The organism is Paenibacillus sp. FJAT-27812 (assembly GCF_001273905.1).
Lineage (GTDB): Bacteria > Bacillota > Bacilli > Paenibacillales > Paenibacillaceae > Pristimantibacillus.
The window spans coordinates 5,011,555-5,032,190 of the sequence record NZ_LIGH01000001.1 but is presented as its reverse complement, the minus strand read 5'-3'; the positions used below and the strand labels follow the sequence as shown (position 1 = coordinate 5,032,190).

At 48.4% G+C, this 20,636-nt stretch carries 22 protein-coding genes and 1 other annotated feature; of the genes, 3 read left to right on the top strand and 19 right to left on the bottom strand.

The genetic code is table 11. The features are described 5' to 3' along the window. Nucleotides 1-10: 10 nt before the first annotated feature. The 5 genes from ADU23_RS20965 to lspA form a co-directional block, all read right to left on the bottom strand. The gene (locus ADU23_RS20965) at nt 11-910 is read right to left on the bottom strand and encodes an aspartate carbamoyltransferase catalytic subunit (RefSeq protein ID WP_053375521.1); all 900 of its coding nucleotides are present in this window, start codon (nt 908-910) and stop codon (nt 11-13) included. Beyond that, complete coding sequence (gene pyrR / locus ADU23_RS20960; RefSeq protein ID WP_053375520.1) at nt 907-1,482, bottom strand: bifunctional pyr operon transcriptional regulator/uracil phosphoribosyltransferase PyrR; 576 nt, start codon at nt 1,480-1,482, stop codon at nt 907-909. Before pyrR ends, ADU23_RS20965 begins: the two co-directional genes overlap by 4 nt. A 345-nt stretch (nt 1,483-1,827) precedes the next feature. Further along, nucleotides 1,828-3,063: an LL-diaminopimelate aminotransferase gene (locus ADU23_RS20955; RefSeq protein ID WP_053375519.1), complete on the bottom strand. Its 1,236-nt coding sequence runs from the start codon at nt 3,061-3,063 to the stop codon at nt 1,828-1,830. A 119-nt stretch (nt 3,064-3,182) separates the two neighbouring features. Next, nucleotides 3,183-4,121: an RluA family pseudouridine synthase gene (locus tag ADU23_RS20950; RefSeq protein ID WP_082311164.1), complete on the bottom strand. Its 939-nt coding sequence runs from the start codon at nt 4,119-4,121 to the stop codon at nt 3,183-3,185. Then, complete coding sequence (lspA, locus tag ADU23_RS20945; RefSeq protein ID WP_053375517.1) at nt 4,102-4,623, bottom strand: signal peptidase II; 522 nt, start codon at nt 4,621-4,623, stop codon at nt 4,102-4,104. Before lspA ends, ADU23_RS20950 begins: the two co-directional genes overlap by 20 nt. Nucleotides 4,624-4,858: 235 nt before the next feature. Between lspA and ADU23_RS20940 the strand changes: the two genes are divergently transcribed. Further along, the gene (locus ADU23_RS20940; protein WP_053375516.1) at nt 4,859-5,590 is read left to right on the top strand and encodes a TraR/DksA C4-type zinc finger protein; all 732 of its coding nucleotides are present in this window, start codon (nt 4,859-4,861) and stop codon (nt 5,588-5,590) included. Nucleotides 5,591-5,618: 28 nt separating this feature from the next. On the opposite strand, the gene ADU23_RS20935 is transcribed toward ADU23_RS20940, so the two are convergent. From ADU23_RS20935 to spoIIGA, 12 genes are all read right to left on the bottom strand, one after another. Next, nucleotides 5,619-5,903 (bottom strand): DUF5665 domain-containing protein, encoded by a 285-nt coding sequence (locus ADU23_RS20935; RefSeq protein WP_231637629.1) that lies wholly within the window; start codon nt 5,901-5,903, stop codon nt 5,619-5,621. A 196-nt stretch (nt 5,904-6,099) separates the two neighbouring features. Beyond that, nucleotides 6,100-9,198: an isoleucine--tRNA ligase gene (ileS, locus tag ADU23_RS20930; protein ID WP_053375514.1), complete on the bottom strand. Its 3,099-nt coding sequence runs from the start codon at nt 9,196-9,198 to the stop codon at nt 6,100-6,102. A 47-nt stretch (nt 9,199-9,245) separates the two neighbouring features. Beyond that, nucleotides 9,246-9,548, bottom strand: a binding site (T-box leader). A gap of 79 nt (nt 9,549-9,627) precedes the next feature. Beyond that, nucleotides 9,628-10,125, bottom strand: coding sequence for a DivIVA domain-containing protein (locus tag ADU23_RS20925; protein ID WP_053375513.1), 498 nt, complete (start codon nt 10,123-10,125; stop codon nt 9,628-9,630). A 96-nt stretch (nt 10,126-10,221) separates the two neighbouring features. Continuing rightward, nucleotides 10,222-11,004, bottom strand: coding sequence for a YlmH family RNA-binding protein (locus tag ADU23_RS20920; protein WP_053375512.1), 783 nt, complete (start codon nt 11,002-11,004; stop codon nt 10,222-10,224). Nucleotides 11,005-11,018: 14 nt separating this feature from the next. Beyond that, a complete protein-coding gene (locus ADU23_RS20915) occupies nt 11,019-11,291 on the bottom strand; it encodes a YggT family protein (protein ID WP_082197932.1) in 273 nt (90 codons plus the stop codon). 7 nt (nt 11,292-11,298) lie between these two features. Next, nucleotides 11,299-11,748 carry a cell division protein SepF gene (locus tag ADU23_RS20910; RefSeq protein WP_053375511.1) on the bottom strand — a complete coding sequence of 150 codons (450 nt, stop codon included), beginning with the start codon at nt 11,746-11,748 and terminating at the stop codon, nt 11,299-11,301. Between the two features lie 3 nt (nt 11,749-11,751). Beyond that, entirely contained in the window at nt 11,752-12,468 is a 717-nt protein-coding gene (locus tag ADU23_RS20905; protein ID WP_053375510.1) for a YggS family pyridoxal phosphate-dependent enzyme, read from the bottom strand. Nucleotides 12,469-12,474: 6 nt separating this feature from the next. Next, nucleotides 12,475-13,326, bottom strand: a complete 852-nt coding sequence (pgeF, locus tag ADU23_RS20900; protein ID WP_053375509.1) for a peptidoglycan editing factor PgeF — start codon at nt 13,324-13,326, stop codon at nt 12,475-12,477. A gap of 104 nt (nt 13,327-13,430) precedes the next feature. Next, nucleotides 13,431-13,712: a YlmC/YmxH family sporulation protein gene (locus ADU23_RS20895; protein ID WP_053375508.1), complete on the bottom strand. Its 282-nt coding sequence runs from the start codon at nt 13,710-13,712 to the stop codon at nt 13,431-13,433. A 293-nt stretch (nt 13,713-14,005) separates the two neighbouring features. Continuing rightward, a complete protein-coding gene (gene sigG / locus ADU23_RS20890) occupies nt 14,006-14,788 on the bottom strand; it encodes an RNA polymerase sporulation sigma factor SigG (protein ID WP_053375507.1) in 783 nt (260 codons plus the stop codon). A 103-nt stretch (nt 14,789-14,891) separates the two neighbouring features. Next, a complete protein-coding gene (gene sigE, locus ADU23_RS20885) occupies nt 14,892-15,614 on the bottom strand; it encodes an RNA polymerase sporulation sigma factor SigE (RefSeq protein WP_053375506.1) in 723 nt (240 codons plus the stop codon). A gap of 37 nt (nt 15,615-15,651) precedes the next feature. Next, nucleotides 15,652-16,569, bottom strand: coding sequence for a sigma-E processing peptidase SpoIIGA (spoIIGA, locus tag ADU23_RS20880; RefSeq protein ID WP_053375505.1), 918 nt, complete (start codon nt 16,567-16,569; stop codon nt 15,652-15,654). A gap of 199 nt (nt 16,570-16,768) precedes the next feature. Here spoIIGA and ADU23_RS32885 point away from each other — a divergent pair, with 199 nt between their 5' ends. Further along, nucleotides 16,769-16,945: a hypothetical protein gene (locus ADU23_RS32885; protein WP_157265892.1), complete on the top strand. Its 177-nt coding sequence runs from the start codon at nt 16,769-16,771 to the stop codon at nt 16,943-16,945. A 151-nt stretch (nt 16,946-17,096) separates the two neighbouring features. Then, nucleotides 17,097-17,777, top strand: coding sequence for a hypothetical protein (locus ADU23_RS20875; protein ID WP_053375504.1), 681 nt, complete (start codon nt 17,097-17,099; stop codon nt 17,775-17,777). Nucleotides 17,778-18,144: 367 nt separating this feature from the next. Here ADU23_RS20875 and ftsZ read toward each other — a convergent pair whose 3' ends face one another. Both ftsZ and ftsA read right to left on the bottom strand, forming a co-directional pair. Beyond that, nucleotides 18,145-19,260 carry a cell division protein FtsZ gene (gene ftsZ / locus ADU23_RS20870; protein ID WP_053375503.1) on the bottom strand — a complete coding sequence of 372 codons (1,116 nt, stop codon included), beginning with the start codon at nt 19,258-19,260 and terminating at the stop codon, nt 18,145-18,147. A gap of 117 nt (nt 19,261-19,377) precedes the next feature. Further along, complete coding sequence (gene ftsA / locus ADU23_RS20865) at nt 19,378-20,619, bottom strand: cell division protein FtsA (protein WP_053375502.1); 1,242 nt, start codon at nt 20,617-20,619, stop codon at nt 19,378-19,380. Nucleotides 20,620-20,636: the final 17 nt, after the last annotated feature.

Sequence of the window (20,636 nt, the reverse complement as noted above, 5' to 3'; positions counted from 1 at the left end):
GTTGCTGCGATTAGCTGAGTGCACGTTCGATAACGGCCATCCGTATCGGCACCCCATTTTCCATTTGCGGGAAAATGCGTGATTGCGGATGTTCAACCAGTTCATCGTCTATTTCTACGTTGCGGTTGATTGGCGCTGGGTGCATGATGATCGCATGGTTTGCAAGCCTGCTTGCTCTCTCCACCGTCAAGCCGTAATGCTCGCGGTAGCTCTCAGCGGAATTCAGCATGCCGCTCTCATGACGCTCTAGCTGTACGCGGAGCATCATGACGACATCTGATTTTAAAGCTTCATCTATAGTGACATAAGAGACATCCAGATCGGATGCTTGCATGTTCGGCGGCGAGCAGAAGTTTACGTTGACACCGAATTTTTGCAGCGCCCACAGGTTTGATCTTGCGACCCTGCTGTGAAGCACATCCCCGACAATCGAAACCGTCAATCCTTTGAGTTGTCCAAAATGTTTGCGCATCGTATACATATCGAGGAGCGCCTGGGTAGGATGCTCGTTGTTGCCATCTCCCGCGTTGATCAGCGGCACCTTGATTTTGGTTGCCAGCTCGGCAAGCACGCCGATTGGCTTCAAGCGGATAATTCCAACGTCGATTCCCATGGATTCGAGCGTGCGAACCGTGTCATAAATCGATTCGCCCTTTTGCACGCTTGATACCGCGGCCGAGAAGTTCAGCACCTCGGTGCCGAGGCGTTTCTCTGCTACCTCGAAGGAAAAGCGAGTCCGTGTACTATTTTCGAAAAACATGTTCGCGGCGAACTTGCCTTGCATCATCGTGTGAACTTTCGTTGCATGATTCTCCCAGTATGCTGCGCGATCAAGAATGGATTCGATCTCATCCTTGCTTAAATCTTTTAATCCGAGCAAACTCCGTTGTTTAAGCTGTGTCATCGTCATCCGGCTTGCCCCCTCTGGTTAATGATCGTTACTTGATCGATTTGGTCGATTTCGCTAAGAGCGACGTCAATTTGCTCCTGCTTCGAGGTTGGCACGTTTTTGCCGACAAAATCAGGCCGAATAGGCAGCTCCCGATGTCCCCTGTCCACAAGCACCGCCAGCTGAATGCTTTGCGGTCGCCCGCAATCCATAAGCGCGTCCATTGCCGCCCGTATCGTCCGTCCGGTATACAGCACGTCGTCAAACAATATGATTCGTTTGTCTTGAACCGTAAAAGGTATGCCGTCGGTATCGCCTACTGCTGCTGCGACTTCAACATCCGCAGACCTAGCGGACTTGCGATCATCGCGGTAGTGCGTAATATCCAGCTCGCTCACGAGTACCGGCTTCCCTTCAATTTCCCTTATGCGCTCCGCTATGCGGTGTGCAAGGTAAATTCCCCGAGTGCGAATGCCTACGATTACGCAGTTATCGATGCCCTTGTTCTTCTCCACGATTTCATGAGCAATCCGCGTTAATGCCCGGCGAATTGCCGTTTCATCCATGATGACCAAATGCTCTTCTTCCGTCATTTCCGCTTACCCCTTCCTTAATCGTCCAAATGTGCCAGGTTGCGACAAAAAAAGCTCCTTGCAAAAATCGCAAGGAGCTTGTGATAAGCCATGAAGAGATAGGGAACGCTCCACCGCTGCTCTCGTCACAGAAAGCCGCGCATTAGGAAGTCCTATTCTTTCTTCTCTTCTATAGACTTGTTATTCACGCTACCTTGCCAGCCTCTCGGGACTGAGTTAAAGGTACTGCTGTTTATCAAAGGAATTATCCCACATTCGACATTTGATGTCAAGTAAAAACGAATATTTCCGCTTGTACATAGTGTGAACCATTCCCAATCAGCTATACAAGGTGAGCGCTGGCTGTTAAAGGCTGAGCTTACGGATTCTTTCTACCGCTTTTTCCGTATTTTCACGGCTGCCAAATGCAGTTAGGCGGAAATAGCCTTGGCCGCTTTGTCCGAAGCCTACGCCAGGCGTTCCAACGATGTTGGCTTCCGTAAGAAGCTTATCGAAGAATGCCCATGAATCCAAGCCATTTGGCGTTTTCAGCCAAATGTAAGGAGCGTTGACCCCGCCGAATACTTCCAATCCTAGAGATGCCAGCCCGTCGCGGATAATTGCAGCGTTAGTCATGTAATAATCAACCAATGCTTTGATTTGATCTTTGCCTTCTTCCGAATAAATAGCAGCTGCACCGCGTTGAGTCACATAAGATACGCCGTTGAATTTTGTCGTATGGCGGCGATTCCACAAGTCATTGAACAAAACTTCGTTTCCAGAAGCATCAAAACCTTTCAGCTCGCGTGGAACGACTGTGTATGCGCAGCGTACGCCTGTGAAGCCTGCTGTTTTCGAGAAGCTGCGGAACTCGATCGCTACCTCGCGAGCACCCTCGATTTCGTAGATGCTGTGCGGAACATCTTCTTCTTGAATGAAGGATTCATAAGCCGAATCGTATAGGATAATGCAGTTGTTCGCTTTCGCATAATCAACCCATACCTTTAGTTCTTCCTTCGTCAGCGTCATGCCTGTCGGGTTGTTCGGATAGCACAGGTAAATGATATCTACCTTGCGGTCCGGCAAGCTTGGCTTAAAGTTGTTCTCAGCTGTGCACTCAAGGTACGAAATGTTCTCATAACGTTTTGTTTCTTGGTTGTATTTGCCTGAGCGGCCAGCCATTACGTTCGTGTCTACATACACAGGGTATACAGGATCTTGAACGGCAACGATGCTGTTCTCGCTAAAAATCTCTTGAATGTTGCCGACATCGCATTTCGAGCCATCGCTTACGAACACTTCGTTCGAAGCGATTTCGATGCCGCGTGCTTTATAGTCATTTTCAATAATCGCGTTAATTAGGAAATCATAACCTTGCTCTGGGCCGTAACCGCGGAATGAACCGGGAGCCGCAAGCTCGTCTACCGCGCTATGCATAGCTTTAAGCACTGCATCCGGCAGGCCGCGCGTAACGTCGCCGATTCCAAGGCTAATAATTTCTGCGTTTGGATTTTCTTGAATGAATTTTGTGCGGCGTTTTGCAATTTCAGAAAACAAGTAGCTGCCTTGCAGCTCCAAGTAATTTTGGTTAATGGAAGTCATTTCGTGTCACCTGTCCTTATTTTATCATTCAAATCTGTTGTTATTGTTAGAATAACTCACTTCACAGCTCGAAATAATGAATAAAGTGGTGAAAAGTTTGCACTTTTGCACGTGTTGATCTACCTTGACCGCAGGTTGCTTAACACAAACTCAAAATCAGCCGGCAGCGGCATCTCGAACTCGAGCCGCTCGCCGCTGCGCGGATGCGTAAAGCCGAGAAGCGCCGCGTGCAAAGCCTGTCCCTTAAGAGCCACCGTCTTGTTGCGGCCATATACCGGGTCTCCTGCAAGCGGGTGTCCGATATATTTCATATGCACGCGAATTTGGTGGGTGCGTCCGGTTTCGAGCTGCAGCTCAACAACCGTATAATCACCCAGACGCTCCAGCACGTGAAAATGGGTTACCGCATGCCTGCTGTTTCGCTCTGTTACGGTAAACAGCTTGCGATCATTCAAATCGCGTCCGATCGGCGCATCGATCGTCCCTTGGTCATGCTGCAAGTTGCCATGCACGAGGGCGATATACTTGCGCGTCACCGTATGCTCCTTCAACTGCTCGGCAAGCGAGATGTGCGCAAGATCGTTTTTGGCAGCCATCAATAGCCCCGTCGTATCCTTATCGATCCGGTGTACGATGCCGGGACGAATCAAGCCATTAATGCCGGACAAATCCTTGCAATGATACATAAGCGCATTCACGAGCGTACCGGATGAATGTCCCGGCGCCGGGTGAACGACCATCCCGCGCTTTTTATTGATGACAATGAGATCCGAATCCTCGTAAACCACTTCAAGCGGAATGTTCTCAGCAATGATCGCGGCTTCTTCCGGCTCAGGTATTGTAAGTACGACCTGGTTGCCTTCCATTACCTTCACGTTCGCTTTCGCAACCTTGCCGTCAACCAATACGGCTCCCGCCTTGATCCATTCCTGTACCTGTGTTCTCGATACGGCTGCATCGTCGATGCTGTCTGTTACAAACTTATCTACTCGTTCGCCGGATTGCTCAGCTTCTGCAACCCATTCCAAAGGCTCTTCATTATACAGGCTGTTGCTCATGATTGTTTTGATCCTTGTCCTCTCCATTTTGCAAACGTTTCTTATCGTCCTTAGCGGACAACAACGTGTCAATTAGTATTAATGCGACGCCGCAGACGATACCCGAATCCGCCACGTTAAAAATCGGAAATTCATAGCTGCCGAAGGTGAACTGCAGGAAGTCGACTACTTCTCCAAACCGCGCGCGATCCAAAAAGTTGCCAATCGCTCCGCCAAGCACGAGCCCAAGCCCAACAAGCAGCCATGGCTTAGCTGTTTTTCGCATCGCCTGTATGTACCATATAATGCCTGTTACAATGACGACCGTGACAATGATGAAAAACAACCGTTGCTCCTGCAGGATGCCAAATGCAGCACCTCGATTTCGATGCGAGGTAATGTGAAAAAAATTACCGATTACGCTAATTTGATCCCCGATGTTAAGCTTTGTTTCAATTATTTTTTTTGTTACAAAATCAAGGACAAACACGATTACGGCTACCCAATAATAATAAAAACGCATCTAATCACTCCTAATTTTTTGTGAAGCAACGTTTCAAACCAAAAAAAACTAGCGGCATTCATACATAATTAGCCGAAATAGCCCATTTGTATAATTCCAATCAATTGTAGCATACGGAAGCAAACGAGAGCCAGCCTATCGCGTTTGTTCTTCCATTGAAGACCATACTGAAAATCCGCCTTTCGGCTAAAGCTAATACAGCAATTATGTTCCCTGCTAAGGAGGGCGCTCAAAAATGACAACCCCATCAAACGCTCATATTAGTCTGCTGCAAAGCAGGTTGCTGGATGAGCAGCGCGAGATCGAGAAGCGACTTGCGGATAATGATCATTATGGACTATCTCAATCGCTGCGGGATGATACCGGCGAGCTTACGGCCATCGACAATCACCCTGGCGATACTGCAACCGAGCTATACGAGCGTGAAAAAGACGTTGCGCTGCTTGAACAGGAAGAGCTTCACTTAAGCCGCATCGACGCAGCACTTGATGCGATTGCGGATGGCTCATACGGCATTTGCGCAGCATGTCATGAACCGATCCCGCTTGAGCGGCTTGATGCCGTTCCCGATACGCTTTATTGTATCGAGCATGCACCGCGCCAGCATTTATCTCTTCGCAGGCCCGTTGAAGAATTGGTGCTCGATCCTCCGTTTGGAAGAACCAGCCTTGACGAGCAAGATTCTTATAACGGCTTTGACGGCGAGGATGCTTGGCAAATTGTTGAGCAATGGGGCAATGCGGATTCACCTGCCATGTCAGAGAATCGGGATGTCGCCGATTATGTAAATGTTGGCATTGATGCGTATGAAAATGACGGCTTCGTTGAGCCAATCGAGAGCTTCCTCGCGACTGACATCACCGGCCGGCATGTCTCCGTAATCCGCAACCGGGAATATCGGCATTATTTGGATACGGGTGAAGGAGATCATGGCTTAGAAAGCGATGAGCTTGAAGAAACGACTTGAATCAGCACATTTATTGCGGTTATAACGTTTAATACGTTTTGCCTTCAAGCTGTATTTGTACGATTCGGACGATGTCCGCAATATAGTCGCCGATAATCGGCAGGTTAAGCGCACCTAATATTTGCAGCACATAAAGGATAGTCGCAGCAAAAAAAGTAAAGCCGATTGCGATTCCGACACCTCTGGCTGTGCCAGCGAGCAGATTTTTCCAAATTAGCGTTCTTGGCCGGTTTAGCAGTTGAACGTAATCGGCTATTTGCGTCCGCTCCAAATCGTTTGCGATAATTTGCAGTCGTTTATCAAGCATGCTCATCGAAGATTGCAGCTCGTCCAAATTTTTCGGCTGTTCCGGATTATTTGTTGTCATACGAGGCATCCCCTTTGTCAAACAATAAAACGAGGCCAGACCTCCCTGCCATTGCAGCCATGCGACTTTTCGGTCGCATCCTGCAGCAGCCGGTAGGCGACGGCCTCGTTTTTCGTTTGTTGTTTTCCTATATACTATATCCTTATCCGCGGATGAAAATCCCTATTGCCTTCTCGCCAAGCGATACTCTCTCCATCTCAGCCGTTTCTTCATACGCGACCGACTGTACGAGCACGTTATCATGCAGCACTTCTTTAAATGCTTCAAGAGCCGCTTTAAGCTCGGAATCCACATCCAGCACAAGATCAATCCGTTTCTCGATCGGCAGATCAAGCTTTTTGCGCGTGTCTTGAACGGCACGGATCACTTCGCGTACCCAGCCCTCTTGCTCAAGCTCAGGCGTAATATCCGTATTCAGCGCTACGGTAACGCCATTTCCGGATGCCGAAGCAAAGCCAGACTTCGCTTGCTTCTCAACGAGCAGCTCGTCGACAGCAATTGCCAGCTGCTCTCCCTCTGCGCTTGTGAAATCAAAGCTTCCGCCATTTACAATGCTGCGCGTTTGCTCAGCATTCAAACCTTTCAGCTGCGTTTGGATTGGACCTACGTTTTTACCGTATTTTTTGCCGGCAACTTTAAGGTTCAGCTTAAGCGTGAAATCAACAAACCCGCTGTCTGAATTTTGTACCGTAATCGCTTTGACGTTAATTTCGTCCTTCACGATATCCTCGTACTCCGCCACGTTAAAATCACGATCCAGCGATACGATTAGCTCCGACAACGGTTGACGCGTCTTGATGCCCGTTTCGTTCCGAACGTTGCGCGCAAGCTCAACGATTTGCTTCGCGCTTTCCATATCGCGCTCCAGCGTCTCATCGATCGCGGCTTCATCCGCCTTAGGATAGTCAGCCAAGTGTACGCTGCCCACACCGCCCAAGTTTCCGTACACATCCTCGGCAAGTAGCGGAGCATAAGGTGCGATTAGACGAGAGAGCGTAAGCAGTACGCTGCGAAGCGTCTGGTAGGCAGCCAGCTTATCATCGGTAAGCCCGCTTCCCCAGAAACGATCGCGCGAACGTCTGATATACCAATTGCTTAGCTCATCAACAAACGTCTCAATCGATTTGGCAGGGTTAAGGAAGTCATTAACCTCAAGCCCTTTGTTTACCGTATTGATCAAGCTGTTCAAGCGGGAAATGATCCAGCGATCCAGCTTGTTATCCGATTTGATTTCCGCATGTGCATTATAGTCAAAGCCGTCGATGGATGCATAAAGCGCAAAAAACGCATGCGTATTGACGATTGTATCAATGACCTTCGATTTTGCTTCGCCTACGATGCCGCGCGAGAACCGTTTGCTGTTCCATGGCGCGCTATCAGCAAGCAATGCCCAGCGGAATGCATCAGTACCGTATTCGTTGATGATTTCCCAAGGATCAATGACGTTGCCTTTTGACTTGGACATCTTCTGGCCGTTCTCATCCAAAATATGACCTGTCGAGATAACTGCTTTGTACGGCGCTTTGCCATTGTACAGTGTCGATACTGCCAGCAAGCTGTAGAACCAGCCGCGCGTTTGGTCAATCCCTTCGCAGATGATGTCTGCAGGATACTGCTCTGCGAATTGCTCCTCATTTTCAAACGGGTGATGATGCTGGGCGAAAGGCATCGAGCCGCTGTCGAACCAAACGTCGATTACTTCCGGCGTGCGAGTCATCTCCGCGCCTTCGGCAAATGGAGATTTCAGCTTAATCCCATCCACATACGGCTTGTGAAGCTCGATATCCTCTGGCACATCCCCGATTGCCATTGCGCGCAAATCTGCGATGCTGCTTGGCGAATATTCTTTGCCCGTCACGTCGCAAACCCAAACGTTAAGCGGCGTGCCCCAGTAGCGGTTGCGGCTGATGTTCCAGTCCACCAAATCCTCCAAAAACTTGCCGAAGCGTCCTTCGCGAATGTGGCCTGGGTACCAATCTACGCTGTTGTTGTTCGCGATCAGTTGATCTTTAACCGCAGTCGTCTTAATGAACCAGCTCTCCATTGCATAATAGATCAATGGCGTTTTGCAGCGCCAGCAGAACGGATAGCTATGCTCGTAACGCTCCTTCGAGTAAAGCAAACCGCGCTCGCTCAAATTTTTGACAATATCGATATCAAGCTCGCTGTCCTTCACGAAGCGGCCCGCAAAGTCCGTTACTTCCGCAACGTAGCGGCCTGCTAGATCAACGACGTTTAGCATGCTGATTCCATTATCGCGCGAAACTCGGTAGTCGTCCTCGCCATGCGCAGGTGCGATATGAACGATACCGGTACCGCTAGTGTCGCTGACAAAATCGCCTGCAATGACGATATGCCCTTTTTCGATCGCGACATAATTAAACGGCGGCTCGTAGCTAAGGCCAACCAGCTCGGCGCCCTTCACCACGGATAGAACTTCATACCCGTCCTTCAGTACGCTCTCAGCCAAATTCTGAGCGACGATATAAACCTCGCCGTTTTTAGAAGCACGGATATAATCAAGCTCAGCGTTAACAGCAAGCGCTACGTTTGCTGGCAGCGTCCATGGCGTAGTCGTCCATGCCAGAACAAACTCTCCGGAATCCTTAAGCTTGAACTTCGCAGTCGCGCTTAGATCTTTAACATCTTCATAGCCCTGAGCAACCTCATGCGAGCTGAGCGTCGTTTGGCAATCCGGGCAATACGGGCTCACGCGATGTCCGCGGTACAGCAGCCCTTTGCTGTGGATGTTAGATAAAATATGCCAAACACTCTCGATGTACTCGTTCTTAAGCGTGATGTATGGATTGTCTAGATCCGTCCAATAACCGATCGCTTCTGTAAGCTCGCGCCATTGCTTCTCATATACAAACACGCTGTCCTTGCACTTGTTCACGAATTTCTCAATGCCGTATTCTTCGATCTCTTGCTTGCCGGAAATGCCCAGCTGCTTCTCTACGCCAAGCTCAACCGGAAGACCATGCGTATCCCAGCCTGCTTTACGGATTACGCGGTAGCCTGCCATCGTCTTGTAACGGCCGATAAAATCTTTAATAACACGGCCAAGCACGTGACCGATATGAGGCGCTCCATTAGCGGTTGGCGGTCCTTCGTAAAATACAAAATTCGGCTTGCCTTCCCGGTTTGCAATTGATTTCTTAAACGTATCCTCTTTCTTCCATTGCTCAAGCACACGCATCTCACGACTGCGGGCACGTTCCTTAACATCTACGCGTTGCATAATTCCAGCCTCCTAATTTTAAACAAAAATAAAGCCTCATCCCTATGAGAAGGGACGAGGCTTAGTCGCGTTACCACCCTTGTTCCGCATTCGCTTCTGCCAAACAGCTAGCAAGAAGATGAAGGCAACAGCTCACTTGAACTGCGCTTCATGCGGCACCTTAGTCGCGAACATTCCGTTCGCGTTCCCTATAACGGGGGACAGCCGTCAGCACTTACTGCTGCTCTCGCAGGTTCGGCGCCGCTTCTCAGAGAGGATATTCCGAAATGGCTCACACACCGGACTTTCAGCTGCCGCCGGCTCTCTGAGGAGTGACCCTAAAACGTACTTGTTCTCGTCAACGAAGTTTAGATCAATAATTCATTATCAATAGTTATAGCTTAACAACAGGCCAAATGTCAAATGTCAATTCGCTTATTTGTCGTAAGTTTATCCGAGGGTCAGCTCGTGCTCCGTCTGTCTAGCTTTTGGCTCAAGCGTATCCCAGCCGTCTACGGTGAGCAGTTCAAGCTGCGCTTCTACTAGCGTACGGAAACGTGCGCGATACACGGAAGCTTGTTTCTTAAGCTCTTCAACCTCAAGAGAAACCTTGCGAGACTTCGCGAGCGAATCGTTAATAATGCGATCGGCATTTTTCTCCGATTCCTTAATGATGAGCTGCGCTTCCTTCTTCGCGTTGTTTCTTACCTCATCAGCCGCTTCTTGCGCAACGATAATCGTCTTGCTTAATGTTTCTTCGATATTTGTAAAATGATTCAATCTTTCCTGCAGGCCAAGCAATTGGTTTTGCAGCTCTTTATTTTCACGAATGAGCGACTCATAGTCTTTAATGACTTGATCTAGAAATTCGTTTACTTCATCCTCGTCATAGCCGCGCAATCTCCGGCCAAACTCTTTGTTATGTATGTCCAATGGCGATAAAGGCATTGGCGCACCTCCTCATGGTATTTGTGACTCTGGCAACCGGATTACACTATTTAATGAGAACACATTCGACAACTGCATGTAAAATCCTGCAATCGCTCAAATAAATTTGCCTATCCTGACGCGGATTCTGCCTTTTTTTGTCACACCATCGACTTCCAGCACTTTAAATCGGCCTAGACCCTTGAAAGACACAACGTCTCCAGCGCGAAGCTGCTCGGAAGGGTCCTCTTCCGATTTCCAGTTAACCCGGCATCTGCCTGCTCGTATCGGATCGACGATTTTGGATCTGCTGATCCGGTAGACGTCGCTTGCTATGCCGTCCAGTCGCATGGATGCGACAGACAAGCTCATTTCCTCCAGCTTCGGCACTACGGTCCGCAGTTCAGATAGCGGAAGGACATCCGTCAGAACATTTATTCGGTGTACCTGTCTTAAGTGTATATTTAAGTAATCGGCAATTTCGTCCATAACGATGATATGGCAAAAATGTTCATGCACATAGATGTCACCAATTCGGTCTCTTTTAATGCCAAGTCCGAGCAAAGCGCCCAAAAAATCACCATGATCAAGCTCGAGGCTAGCTTGTCCAGGCCCGTTGACTGCTAGAACAGAAATGCCAATCGCCTCGTCGTCCAAGCTGCGGTAATCCGGCCCGATAATGGCCCGCTTCCGTTCCGCCTGTTCGCTGCCGCCATCAAGGCGAACGCTTACGTCAGGATTCCGGTTAGCTAATATCGTCAAGATCTGCGCTTGCCTAGGGTCTAAAAAATCGGTCCGCTTCAGCTCATGCTGCTGTGCGGACCGCTCTATCCATTCCTCCGCCCGATCGACAAAAGGTTTCTCATCGGGGTGGAAATGATCATATATTCCTTGTTTCATACGATCTCATTCCTTTAATTAATAAAGAATCCGATTACTGCAATCAAGCCGTACGCTACGAAACGCAAAGCGAACAGTGCTATGATAGGCGACAGATCAAGCATGCCGCCAATCGGCGGGATAAATCTCCGGAATATTCCGAGATACGGTTCTACCATCTTGCCAAGAAACACACCGATAAAGCTCTCGCGAGCATTAGGGAGCCATGACAGAAGCACATATCCTATGATCATAAAACTGTAAATACTTTGCAGCGTATTAATCGCGCCTTCAACACTATTTAACAACTCAAGGTCACCTCATTTTATTGTAGTCGTTCTCCTCGGCCAGCATTTCTGTAATAGCACCTTGAATTTCCACTGAATCCGGCGTGCACAGAAAAATATTGGGGCCTAGCTTAGAGATGCTCCCGCCTAAAGCGTACACTGTACCGCTTAGGAAATCAACAATCCGAACAGCAAGATCATTGCGAACGCGTTGCAAATTAACGATGACGGCACGGCGTGAACGCAAATGGTCGGCAATTTCTTGTGCTTCATCATAAGAACGGGGCTCGCTAAGCACAACTCTGACATTTTTCTGCGAGTGAATGCTAACAACATTATTGCTCTTTGTGTTTTTACGTGCTTCAAAGGGAGAAGTTTCAGCTTCTTGTTCTTCCTGCTGAACGACCCGTTCTCTCTCAACGACTTCTTCTTCGTCCTGCAAGCCAAGAAAGCTCATAAAACGGTTCATGACACTCATCCTTTATTCCTCCTCTTTCCCTACTAGAATCGTACCAAGGCGAATCCATGTCGCTCCTTCTTCAATCGCAACATCAAAATCATTCGACATGCCCATTGATAGATGGGTGATGGTATTTGGAAGTTCCGGGCGCTGCTGCAACTCATCCCGTAGCTCTCGTAAAGCTCTAAATACTGACCTGGTTTGCTCGGGTTCCGCCTCATAGGGAGCCATCGTCATCAGTCCAATTGGCTTTATCGAAGGAAACTCACCCAGCTGCTCCACAAATGTGAATAGCTGCTCCGGTTCAAGGCCTTGCTTGGAATCTTCCCCTGAGACATTGACTTGAATGAAGCAAGGAACAATAATGCCAAGCTGCGAAGCCCGCTTGTGGATGGCTTCCGCAAGCGACAGCCTGTCCAACGAATGCATGTATGTAAACTTCCCGATGACGTCTTTCACTTTATTCGTTTGCAATGAACCGATGAAATGCCAAATGGGCTGCTCGTCCGCGTCTTGATCGGCGTTGCCGCTGATCGCTTCCCATTTCTCCTGGGCGACTTTCCAGCGGTTCTCGCCAAGATGGCGCAAGCCTTGCTCAAATGCAGCCTTTGTCGTATTCAAGGACACATACTTAGTGACCGCAATGATTTGAATCTCATCCCTGCTTCGTCCTGAACGGTCGCAAGCCTTCTGGATGCGCTCCTCAACGAGCTGAATTCTATCCTGTAAAGTAGTCATTATGCTTCACCTCTCCCGAATGCCGATCCAACTGGCCATTCGGCCGGTCATGCCACCTTCTTTGCGATGGGAAAAAAATAAATCCCGCCTGCATCCGGTGCACCACTCTGTTAATTCGATACGTATCGGCAAAATTCCTGCTTTTATCATAATCTGTCGGTTTATTTCTTTCAAGTCTAAGTTCGCTTTGCCATTGCCCTCTATCTTCAGCATCGCTTCCGCTTCTTCACCCTGCAAGCCTAGGCGGTCTAGTAGCTGCTGTACTTGGTTTATAACCGGTCCGTCAACCTCGTAGCAGCAGCCTCCAATTGAAGGCCCTATTGCAGCACGCAGCGATTGCGGGTTCGTTCCATAAGCACTCACCATAGCCTGTACCGTCTCCGTAGCAATTTGCTGCACAGTCCCCTTCCATCCGGCATGCGCAAGCGCAATCGCATCATGCTCGGCATCGTAGAAGTAGAGCGGCACGCAATCTGCATAAAATGAAGCCAGCAGCACGTCCGGTACGTCGGTCATGATCGCGTCGCAATCCTTTAGCACATCGTTTAAAGTCGCCCTGCCGCGTCCCTTATCTGCCTCGGTAACCTGGTGCACGCGGTTGCCATGCACCTGCTCGGCGCAAGTCCACGCTTCAAACGGCCAGCCGACAGCATCAGCCAGCAATTGTCGATTCGCTATCACCGCTTCATCAAGGTCTCCCACATGCAGGCCCATATTGAAAGACGACCAAGGCGCTTTGCTAACGCCGCCATCTCTTCCCGTAAAGCCAGCCGTCAACCGCTCATCCCGGGCATTCCATTCGGACAACAAAAAAAGCGAAGGCCCCTTCGCTGATTGGATAGGTTTAAAAGCATCCATTTATCTCTCACCTCTAATTAAAGGCTTGGTTAGCAAACCCAGCTGCTCGCTGTGCTCAGGCTTGCTGTACAATCCTTCCATTCGTCTAGACACAGTTTACCGTGTTACGAGCGAGCGTGCAAATCATCTTCCTCGGCGCGCAGCTGCTTTGTGTCGTCCATTCTGACAAGCACAACGTCCGCTCCGATCTTAACGATGTTGCGCCATGGAATGACAACCTCCGTACCGCCGCCTCCGAACATGCCTAGAAACTTCGTAAATTGCGGCACTACGATAGAATCGATGCGCCCTTGCCGCAGATCAAGCTCCAAGTCGGATATTTGTCCGAGCTTCTTCCCATCTACAATGTTAATAACGTCCTTCGTCTGAAAATCAGATATTTTCATTTCCGTTCACCACTTTTCAAGTAGAGTGATCGTCCGTTTGCCTCTCCTATAACTATATGAGCAATTTGCCCAAAATGTCCTTCTTCTCAAAAAAACGAGCAGCTTGATCGGGATATATTTTTTTAATGCACATTGATCCGGCAGCACCAGGCTTTGGATGCGGAGCAAAAGGTGCGGCAGCTGCTTGCCATCATGTGCGGCTCGAATGAGGGTAAAGATAGCAAGCATCGTTAGTTAAATTCGATTGCACACAAAAAAACGATGCCTCGCGGCACCGTTTTTCAAGCTTCAACTCATGTTTTAACATGCTTTTGCATTTGCTGAATGGCTGACTTCTCCAAACGTGACACTTGCGCCTGCGAGATCCCGATTTCGTCGGCGACCTCCATTTGTGTTTTTCCTTCAAAAAAACGCATGGACAAAATCATTTTTTCTCGATCATTCAGCTTGTGCATCGCCTCGCGAAGCGCAATCTCTTCGATCCACGAGACATCCTTATTCCGCTCGTCGCTAATTTGATCCATGACATAGATCGGATCTCCGCCGTCATGGTAGATCGGTTCAAACAAGGAAACCGGATCTTGGATAGCGTCAAGCGCAAAGACGACGTCTTCCTTCGGAACATTCAGCGCCTCGGATATTTCAAAAATCGTCGGTTCGCGTGAATTTTTGTTCGTCAAGCTATCTCTTACTTGAAGTGCCTTATAGGCGATATCCCTCAAGCTTCGTGAGACGCGAATCGGGTTGTTGTCTCGCAAGTAACGGCGTATTTCTCCGATAATCATCGGTACGGCATAGGTGGAAAATTTGACATTTTGGCTAAGGTCAAAATTATCTATCGCCTTCATAAGTCCGATGCAGCCGACTTGGAATAAGTCGTCCACAAACTCTCCCCTATTGTTAAACCGTTGTATAACGCTAAGCACAAGCCGCAGGTTGCCGTTTACTAATTTCTCTCTTGCTGCCCACTCGTTGCGGGTTTGCAATGCCGTAAACAATTCTCTCATCTCGACATTATTTAGGACAGGCAGTTTCGAAGTATCCACTCCACAGATCTCGACTTTATTTCGGGTCAACGTGATTACCTCCCAAGGAGAAACATTAATGTACATTATCTCCTTGGGTGGCCTTTTTATTCCTATTGCGACATCGTTCGACAACTGCAAGCGGGGTGCGGGCTTACACCATTTTGTTAAATTCTTTTCGAAGCCTTTTTATAATCCGCTTCTCTAAACGCGAAATATATGACTGCGAAATGCCAAGAAGATCGGCCACATCCTTTTGCGTTTTCTCCTCGCCATCGGCAAGGCCGAAGCGCAGCTCCATAATAATCCGCTCGCGCTCCGACAGCTTATCCAGCGCTTTATGAAGCAGCTTGCGGTCAACCTGCTCTTCGATATTCCGATAAATCGTATCGTTTTCGGTGCCGAGCACATCGGATAAAAGCAGCTCATTGCCATCCCAATCAATGTTAAGCGGCTCGTCAAAGGATACTTCCGTACGGGTCTTGCTGTTGCGGCGCAAGTACATCAATATTTCATTTTCGATACAGCGCGAGGCATAAGTCGCAAGCTTGATCTTTTTTTCCGGATCAAACGTATTTACCGCCTTAATGAGGCCAATCGCGCCTATCGATACGAGATCTTCAATATGAATGCCGGTATTTTCAAACTTACGGGCGATGTACACGACGAGTCTTAAATTCCGTTCAATCAGCATTGCACGAATAGCCGTGTCGCCTGTAGGCAGCTTTTCCAGCAAATATTCTTCCTCTTCGCGTGTTAATGGCGGTGGAAGCGCTTCACTACCACCGATGTAATAAATTTCTTCACTTTTTAATCCGAATAAAAACATAATGCGATAATAGTATAACTGAAGGATCAATTTGTACTTGACGAGCATCAGGCCCATCCCTCCTCGTTTGTATGAGCATACGGTTTTATTGTTGTACCATAGACGGATGGATAATGGCTCGATATGCCCCATCAGACGTTAGCTTTCCGCCGTCAAGCCCGATAAGCACCTTCCGCGTTTCAAATACTTGTCCTTCCCTAGTAATCTCAACCGCATCCGGCTTTATCGCTAGCATGAACTGTGACCCTCGGTTGACACCTCTGAATGGAACGAGACGAAGCCTATCCTGCCACACGAAGGGCTGTTCATCCATTCCCGCTACAAGACGATCTACTTGTGCATCTCGTATGCTATTCAACCACGATTCGGGCAAATCATCTTGCCATAATGAAGCTTCCATTACCATGACCGGCGTCCGTGTTAACGGATCATAGAGCTGATTGCCGGTGTCAATCAAGCCAACGCAGGTTTGAATACGGTCTCCAATCGTTATTTTGACCTCTGCCAAATGAGTTTGCACCAGCTCCCTTTCTCGTTTTTGCGTCAATACGGTACGGTATATATACAGTCCGATACAAAACGCAGCAATTAAATAAAACAATCCCATCTTGAGCTCCACGCGCATGCTGCCGTTTACGAACGTAATCGTCCTCCAAACTTCACCGGACCCTTGCATGAACAAATAATAAAGCCCAAGCACCGCGCCGGCGGCAACAAAGTTAACCGCATAGAATGCCGCGACATTTCTCAAAAAATGCTGAATGGACGCAAACCCAAACGCAATCCACACCATCAAAAGCGACATCCCAATTTTTACGGCTAATGTAAATAAAAAGGATAATTGCGGAAAAAGCATTAAAACGACATAACAAGCTCCGACAGCAGAAGCCAATAACACCCGCCAAGGCCGTGGTTTAAGATGACGAGCCCACGCGGAAGTTAATAGAATAGCACCATCAACAAGCAGCTCTCGCAAAAACATAACATCCACATAAATAGCCACTTCGGTCACCTTCCTGCATTGGCGGTAAACGGGCCTGCAGCCGGCACCCGGGAGAACGATTGAGACTAGTATATTAAAATCCTATTTCAAAGTCTGTCTATTCATGACAGCATGACATATCTTTTTTTGTCGAGTATCTGTATAAAAACCGCCTGCTATTTTGCTTGACTTTTCAATTTGAATGGTTAGGAAAGCGTCCTTGAATCAAAAAGCAGGTTTTAAATCAAAGCTATATAATGGTGAAACGCTTTGGTTGCTGGGAGCTTTGCAACGCCCTTCTTCTGTGAAGAGAATTCTCTTGAAGTGGCTGTTTTTAATACGAATGGCTGATGGTTGTTTTTGTCGTTTTGATTGGTTTGCGAACAGCGGTAAATGATGAATCAAAGAACGGGGTTATCTTGCTTGTTCAGCGTTCGGAAATAGAGTATGATTCCAATTATAGAAATAAAGCAGTGAAGCACGCCGCTTGCCTCGGGATTTTTCCCGAAGTAGGCGGTTTTTTTATTTTATGGAGGAGGCGAGTATACATGTCGTTTCATTCTGATTACGACCGTTGGCTGGAAGTAAACCTGAAATCACGCGAGGGGGAAAGTAGGCAAAGGCTTGAGCAGGGTCTTGGCCATGCTGAGAAGAAATTTGTAGAATTGGTTTGGTACCCCGCTTTTAAGGAGCTGGACGGGTTGTATCCGGAGTATGAGGTTTCCGGCTTTCGTGATGGTACGTGCTATTTGGATTTTGCCTATTTAAGAGATGGCTTGCAGCTCGCCATTGAACTCGATGGCTGCCGCGCACATTCCACAGAAATGACTCGTTGGCCGTTTTCTGATTCCTTCATGCGCCAAAACCACCTGGTCCTCGACGGTTGGACCGTTTTGCGCTTCTCCTATGACGACATCAAAGATAAGCCGCACATGTGCCAGCAGCTCCTTCAACAATTTGTTGGCAAGAGCTTGATTGGAAAAAAGCATGAATCCGGCGCAGAGGAATTCCTGCAGCTAGAGATATTAAAATATTCAGCCTGTTTGGATTATCCTATCCGCCCATCCGACGTCATCGCTCTCTTAAAAGTCAAAAAAAGAGATGCTCAAAAATTGCTGCACAGCATGGTACAAAAACAAATGCTTCTGCCAGCGGGCAACGGAACAAAAAGAATCCGCTGCTACAAAATAAACCCCGAACGGCAAGCGGCGTTTCTCGAATCTATGTAAGCTCATATTTATGCTTATGGATCTGTCATTCGAGTTTACCTGCACGATAATCTTAGCCTGTAAGCACACATAGGTTCTATAAGCGCTCAATCTCGAGTTACGCTGAAGCTGTCACACATGTGCGCATACGACTCCCATTCGAGCCTGCCCACAAGCTATTCTCAGCTGTAAGCACATCTAGGTTCTTATAGAGTACTATCTCGAGCTGCTGTGGCTCTGTAAGCACATCTATGCGCTTACGTCTCCCGTTCGAGCCTATCCACACGTCGAGCTCGGCCTGTAAGCACGCACACGCTGCCGCCCCTCTCCTGCCAAATAAAAAAAACGCCCCGCCAGTTAAACTGGTAGGGCGTGAAGCAATAAAATGCTAGCGATCGCTGCGTGGGCGATTACGAAGGAATGCTGGGATTTCTAGTTGGTCACTAGACGTATTGTTGGAACCAAAAGGCTTAACCGGGTTAGCGGTGCTTGCTTGTCTTGTATCCGTCGCTTCAGGCTGTTGCTGCGGAATACGGCGAGCTGCAGCCGATTTATGCTCGAAGCCTGTAGCAATAACGGTTACTTTAATCTCGTCTTTCAAATCTTCATCGATGATAGCACCAAAGATCATGTTTACATCCGGATCAGACGCCGAAATGACGATTTCAGCCGCCTCATTCACTTCATAAAGCGAAAGGTTGCTTCCGCCTGTAATGTTCATAATAACGCCGCGAGCGCCGTCAATCGACGTTTCAAGCAGCGGGCTCATAATCGCTTTGCGAGCTGCTTCAGCGGCACGGTTCTCGCCGGTTGCGATACCGATACCCATCAATGCGGAGCCACGCTCTGTCATGATCGTCTTCACGTCTGCAAAGTCGAGGTTGATCAGACCAGGTACAGCGATGAGATCGGAGATGCCTTGTACCGCTTGACGAAGTACATTATCCGCTTCGCGGAACGCTTCTAGCATCGGCGTTTTTTTGTCTACGATTTCAAGCAAACGGTCATTCGGAATAACGATTAGCGTATCTACTTTTTCTTTGAGAGCTTCGATGCCCAGCTCAGCTTGTCCCGAACGCTTCCGTCCTTCAAAAGTAAATGGACGCGTCACAACCCCAACTGTCAATGCGCCGCATTCACGGGCAATTTCAGCAATGACTGGCGCTGCGCCTGTTCCTGTGCCGCCGCCCATACCAGCCGTAACGAATACCATGTCCGAGCCTTTAAGCTGGTTCATGATGATTTCGCGGGATTCCTCGGCAGCCTTGCTGCCTACATCTGGGTTAGCCCCTGCGCCAAGACCACGTGTCAGCTTGTCGCCGATTTGCAGCTTATGCTCGGATTTAGCCAAATGAAGCGCTTGTGCGTCCGTGTTCACCGTAATGAATTCGACGCCTTTAACACCATTTTCGATCATGCGGTTAACGGCGTTGCTACCGCCACCGCCTACACCTATTACTTTAATTTGAGCAAGCTGTTCAAGCTCAAAGTCGAATTCCAACATCTTCATTTTCCCCCAGTCAAGCGTAAACTGCTGACAGTATCATTGATACTGTGCAGCAACGTTTCGCGGTAAAATATAAGCATCGTATAGAGGTGAATCTTATATTATCTTATATTTTTAAATAAATTCATTAAACATGCTTTTGATCCGCTCGAACATACCGGGTTTAGTTGAAGCTGCTGGACTTGCTTTGCGGCTTGCCGTTTTCTTCACTGCTCCTGTTCCTCGAGCTCCCATATATTTCGACACATATTGGATCATGCCAACACCGCTGCTGAAAGCCGGATCTCTTACTCCGATATAATCAGGCAGTGCGATTCTAACGGAAGACTCCAGCTCTGTCTGGGCCAAAGCGAGCGTTCCTGGCATCGACACCGAGCCACCGGTTAAGACGTAGCCGTTAACCTTTTCCCCATAGCCGAGTCGACGTACTTCTTGACGAACCAGATGGAAAATTTCTTGCATGCGCGGTTCGATAATGCTGGCAAGGTCAACCTGTGAAAATTCCTTCTCCACGTTGCTCCCCATGCGAGTTACTTTAAACTTCACATCTTCGGCCGCGTCGAGCACGTTCGCGCATCCGTATTTCAGTTTAATCTTCTCCGCTTGATCGCTTTGCGTACGCAAGCCATAAGCAATATCGTTAGTTACATATTCGCCGCCGATTGGAAGCGTCGATGTAGCAGCTAGTCCGCCTTGGTCATAAATGGCGATCGTGCATGAGCCTGCTCCAATATCCGTAAGTACAGTGCCCATTGATTTCTCATCTTTGGTCAGTGAAACGACACCTGACGCTAATGATAACAAAATGACACCAGAAATACGAAGGCCTGCTTTCTCTACACAACGCATCAGGTTGTGTATCGCAGTCTTCGTCCCCGTGACGATGGTCGCCTCAACCTCGAGACGCACTCCGATCATACCTCGTGGGTCGGAAATACCTTCCAAACCGTCAACCAAATACTGTTTTGGTACTAAATTAATAATTTCACGCTCTGGCGGGAGCGCTACTACCTTAGCTGCTTGCAGTACTCGTTCAATATCTTCTTCCCCAATTTCACGATCCTCGTTGGATACTGCAACGACGCCACGATTGGTTTGCAGTGCGATATGGTTGCCCTGAATTCCTACGTAAACATCTGATATTTGAATGCCTACCATGCGCTCTGCATGCTCTATTGCATTGCGGATCGACTGCACGGTTTGGTCAATATCTACAATTGCTCCTTTGCGAATACCCTCTGAGTCGGCAGATCCAACTCCAATAATATTAATGGCTCCATTATTTACTTCACCAATAATAGCACGAACTTTGGATGTACCGATGTCCAAACTGACGATGATGTCGTTACTGCTCATCCTGCGGCACCTCCGTT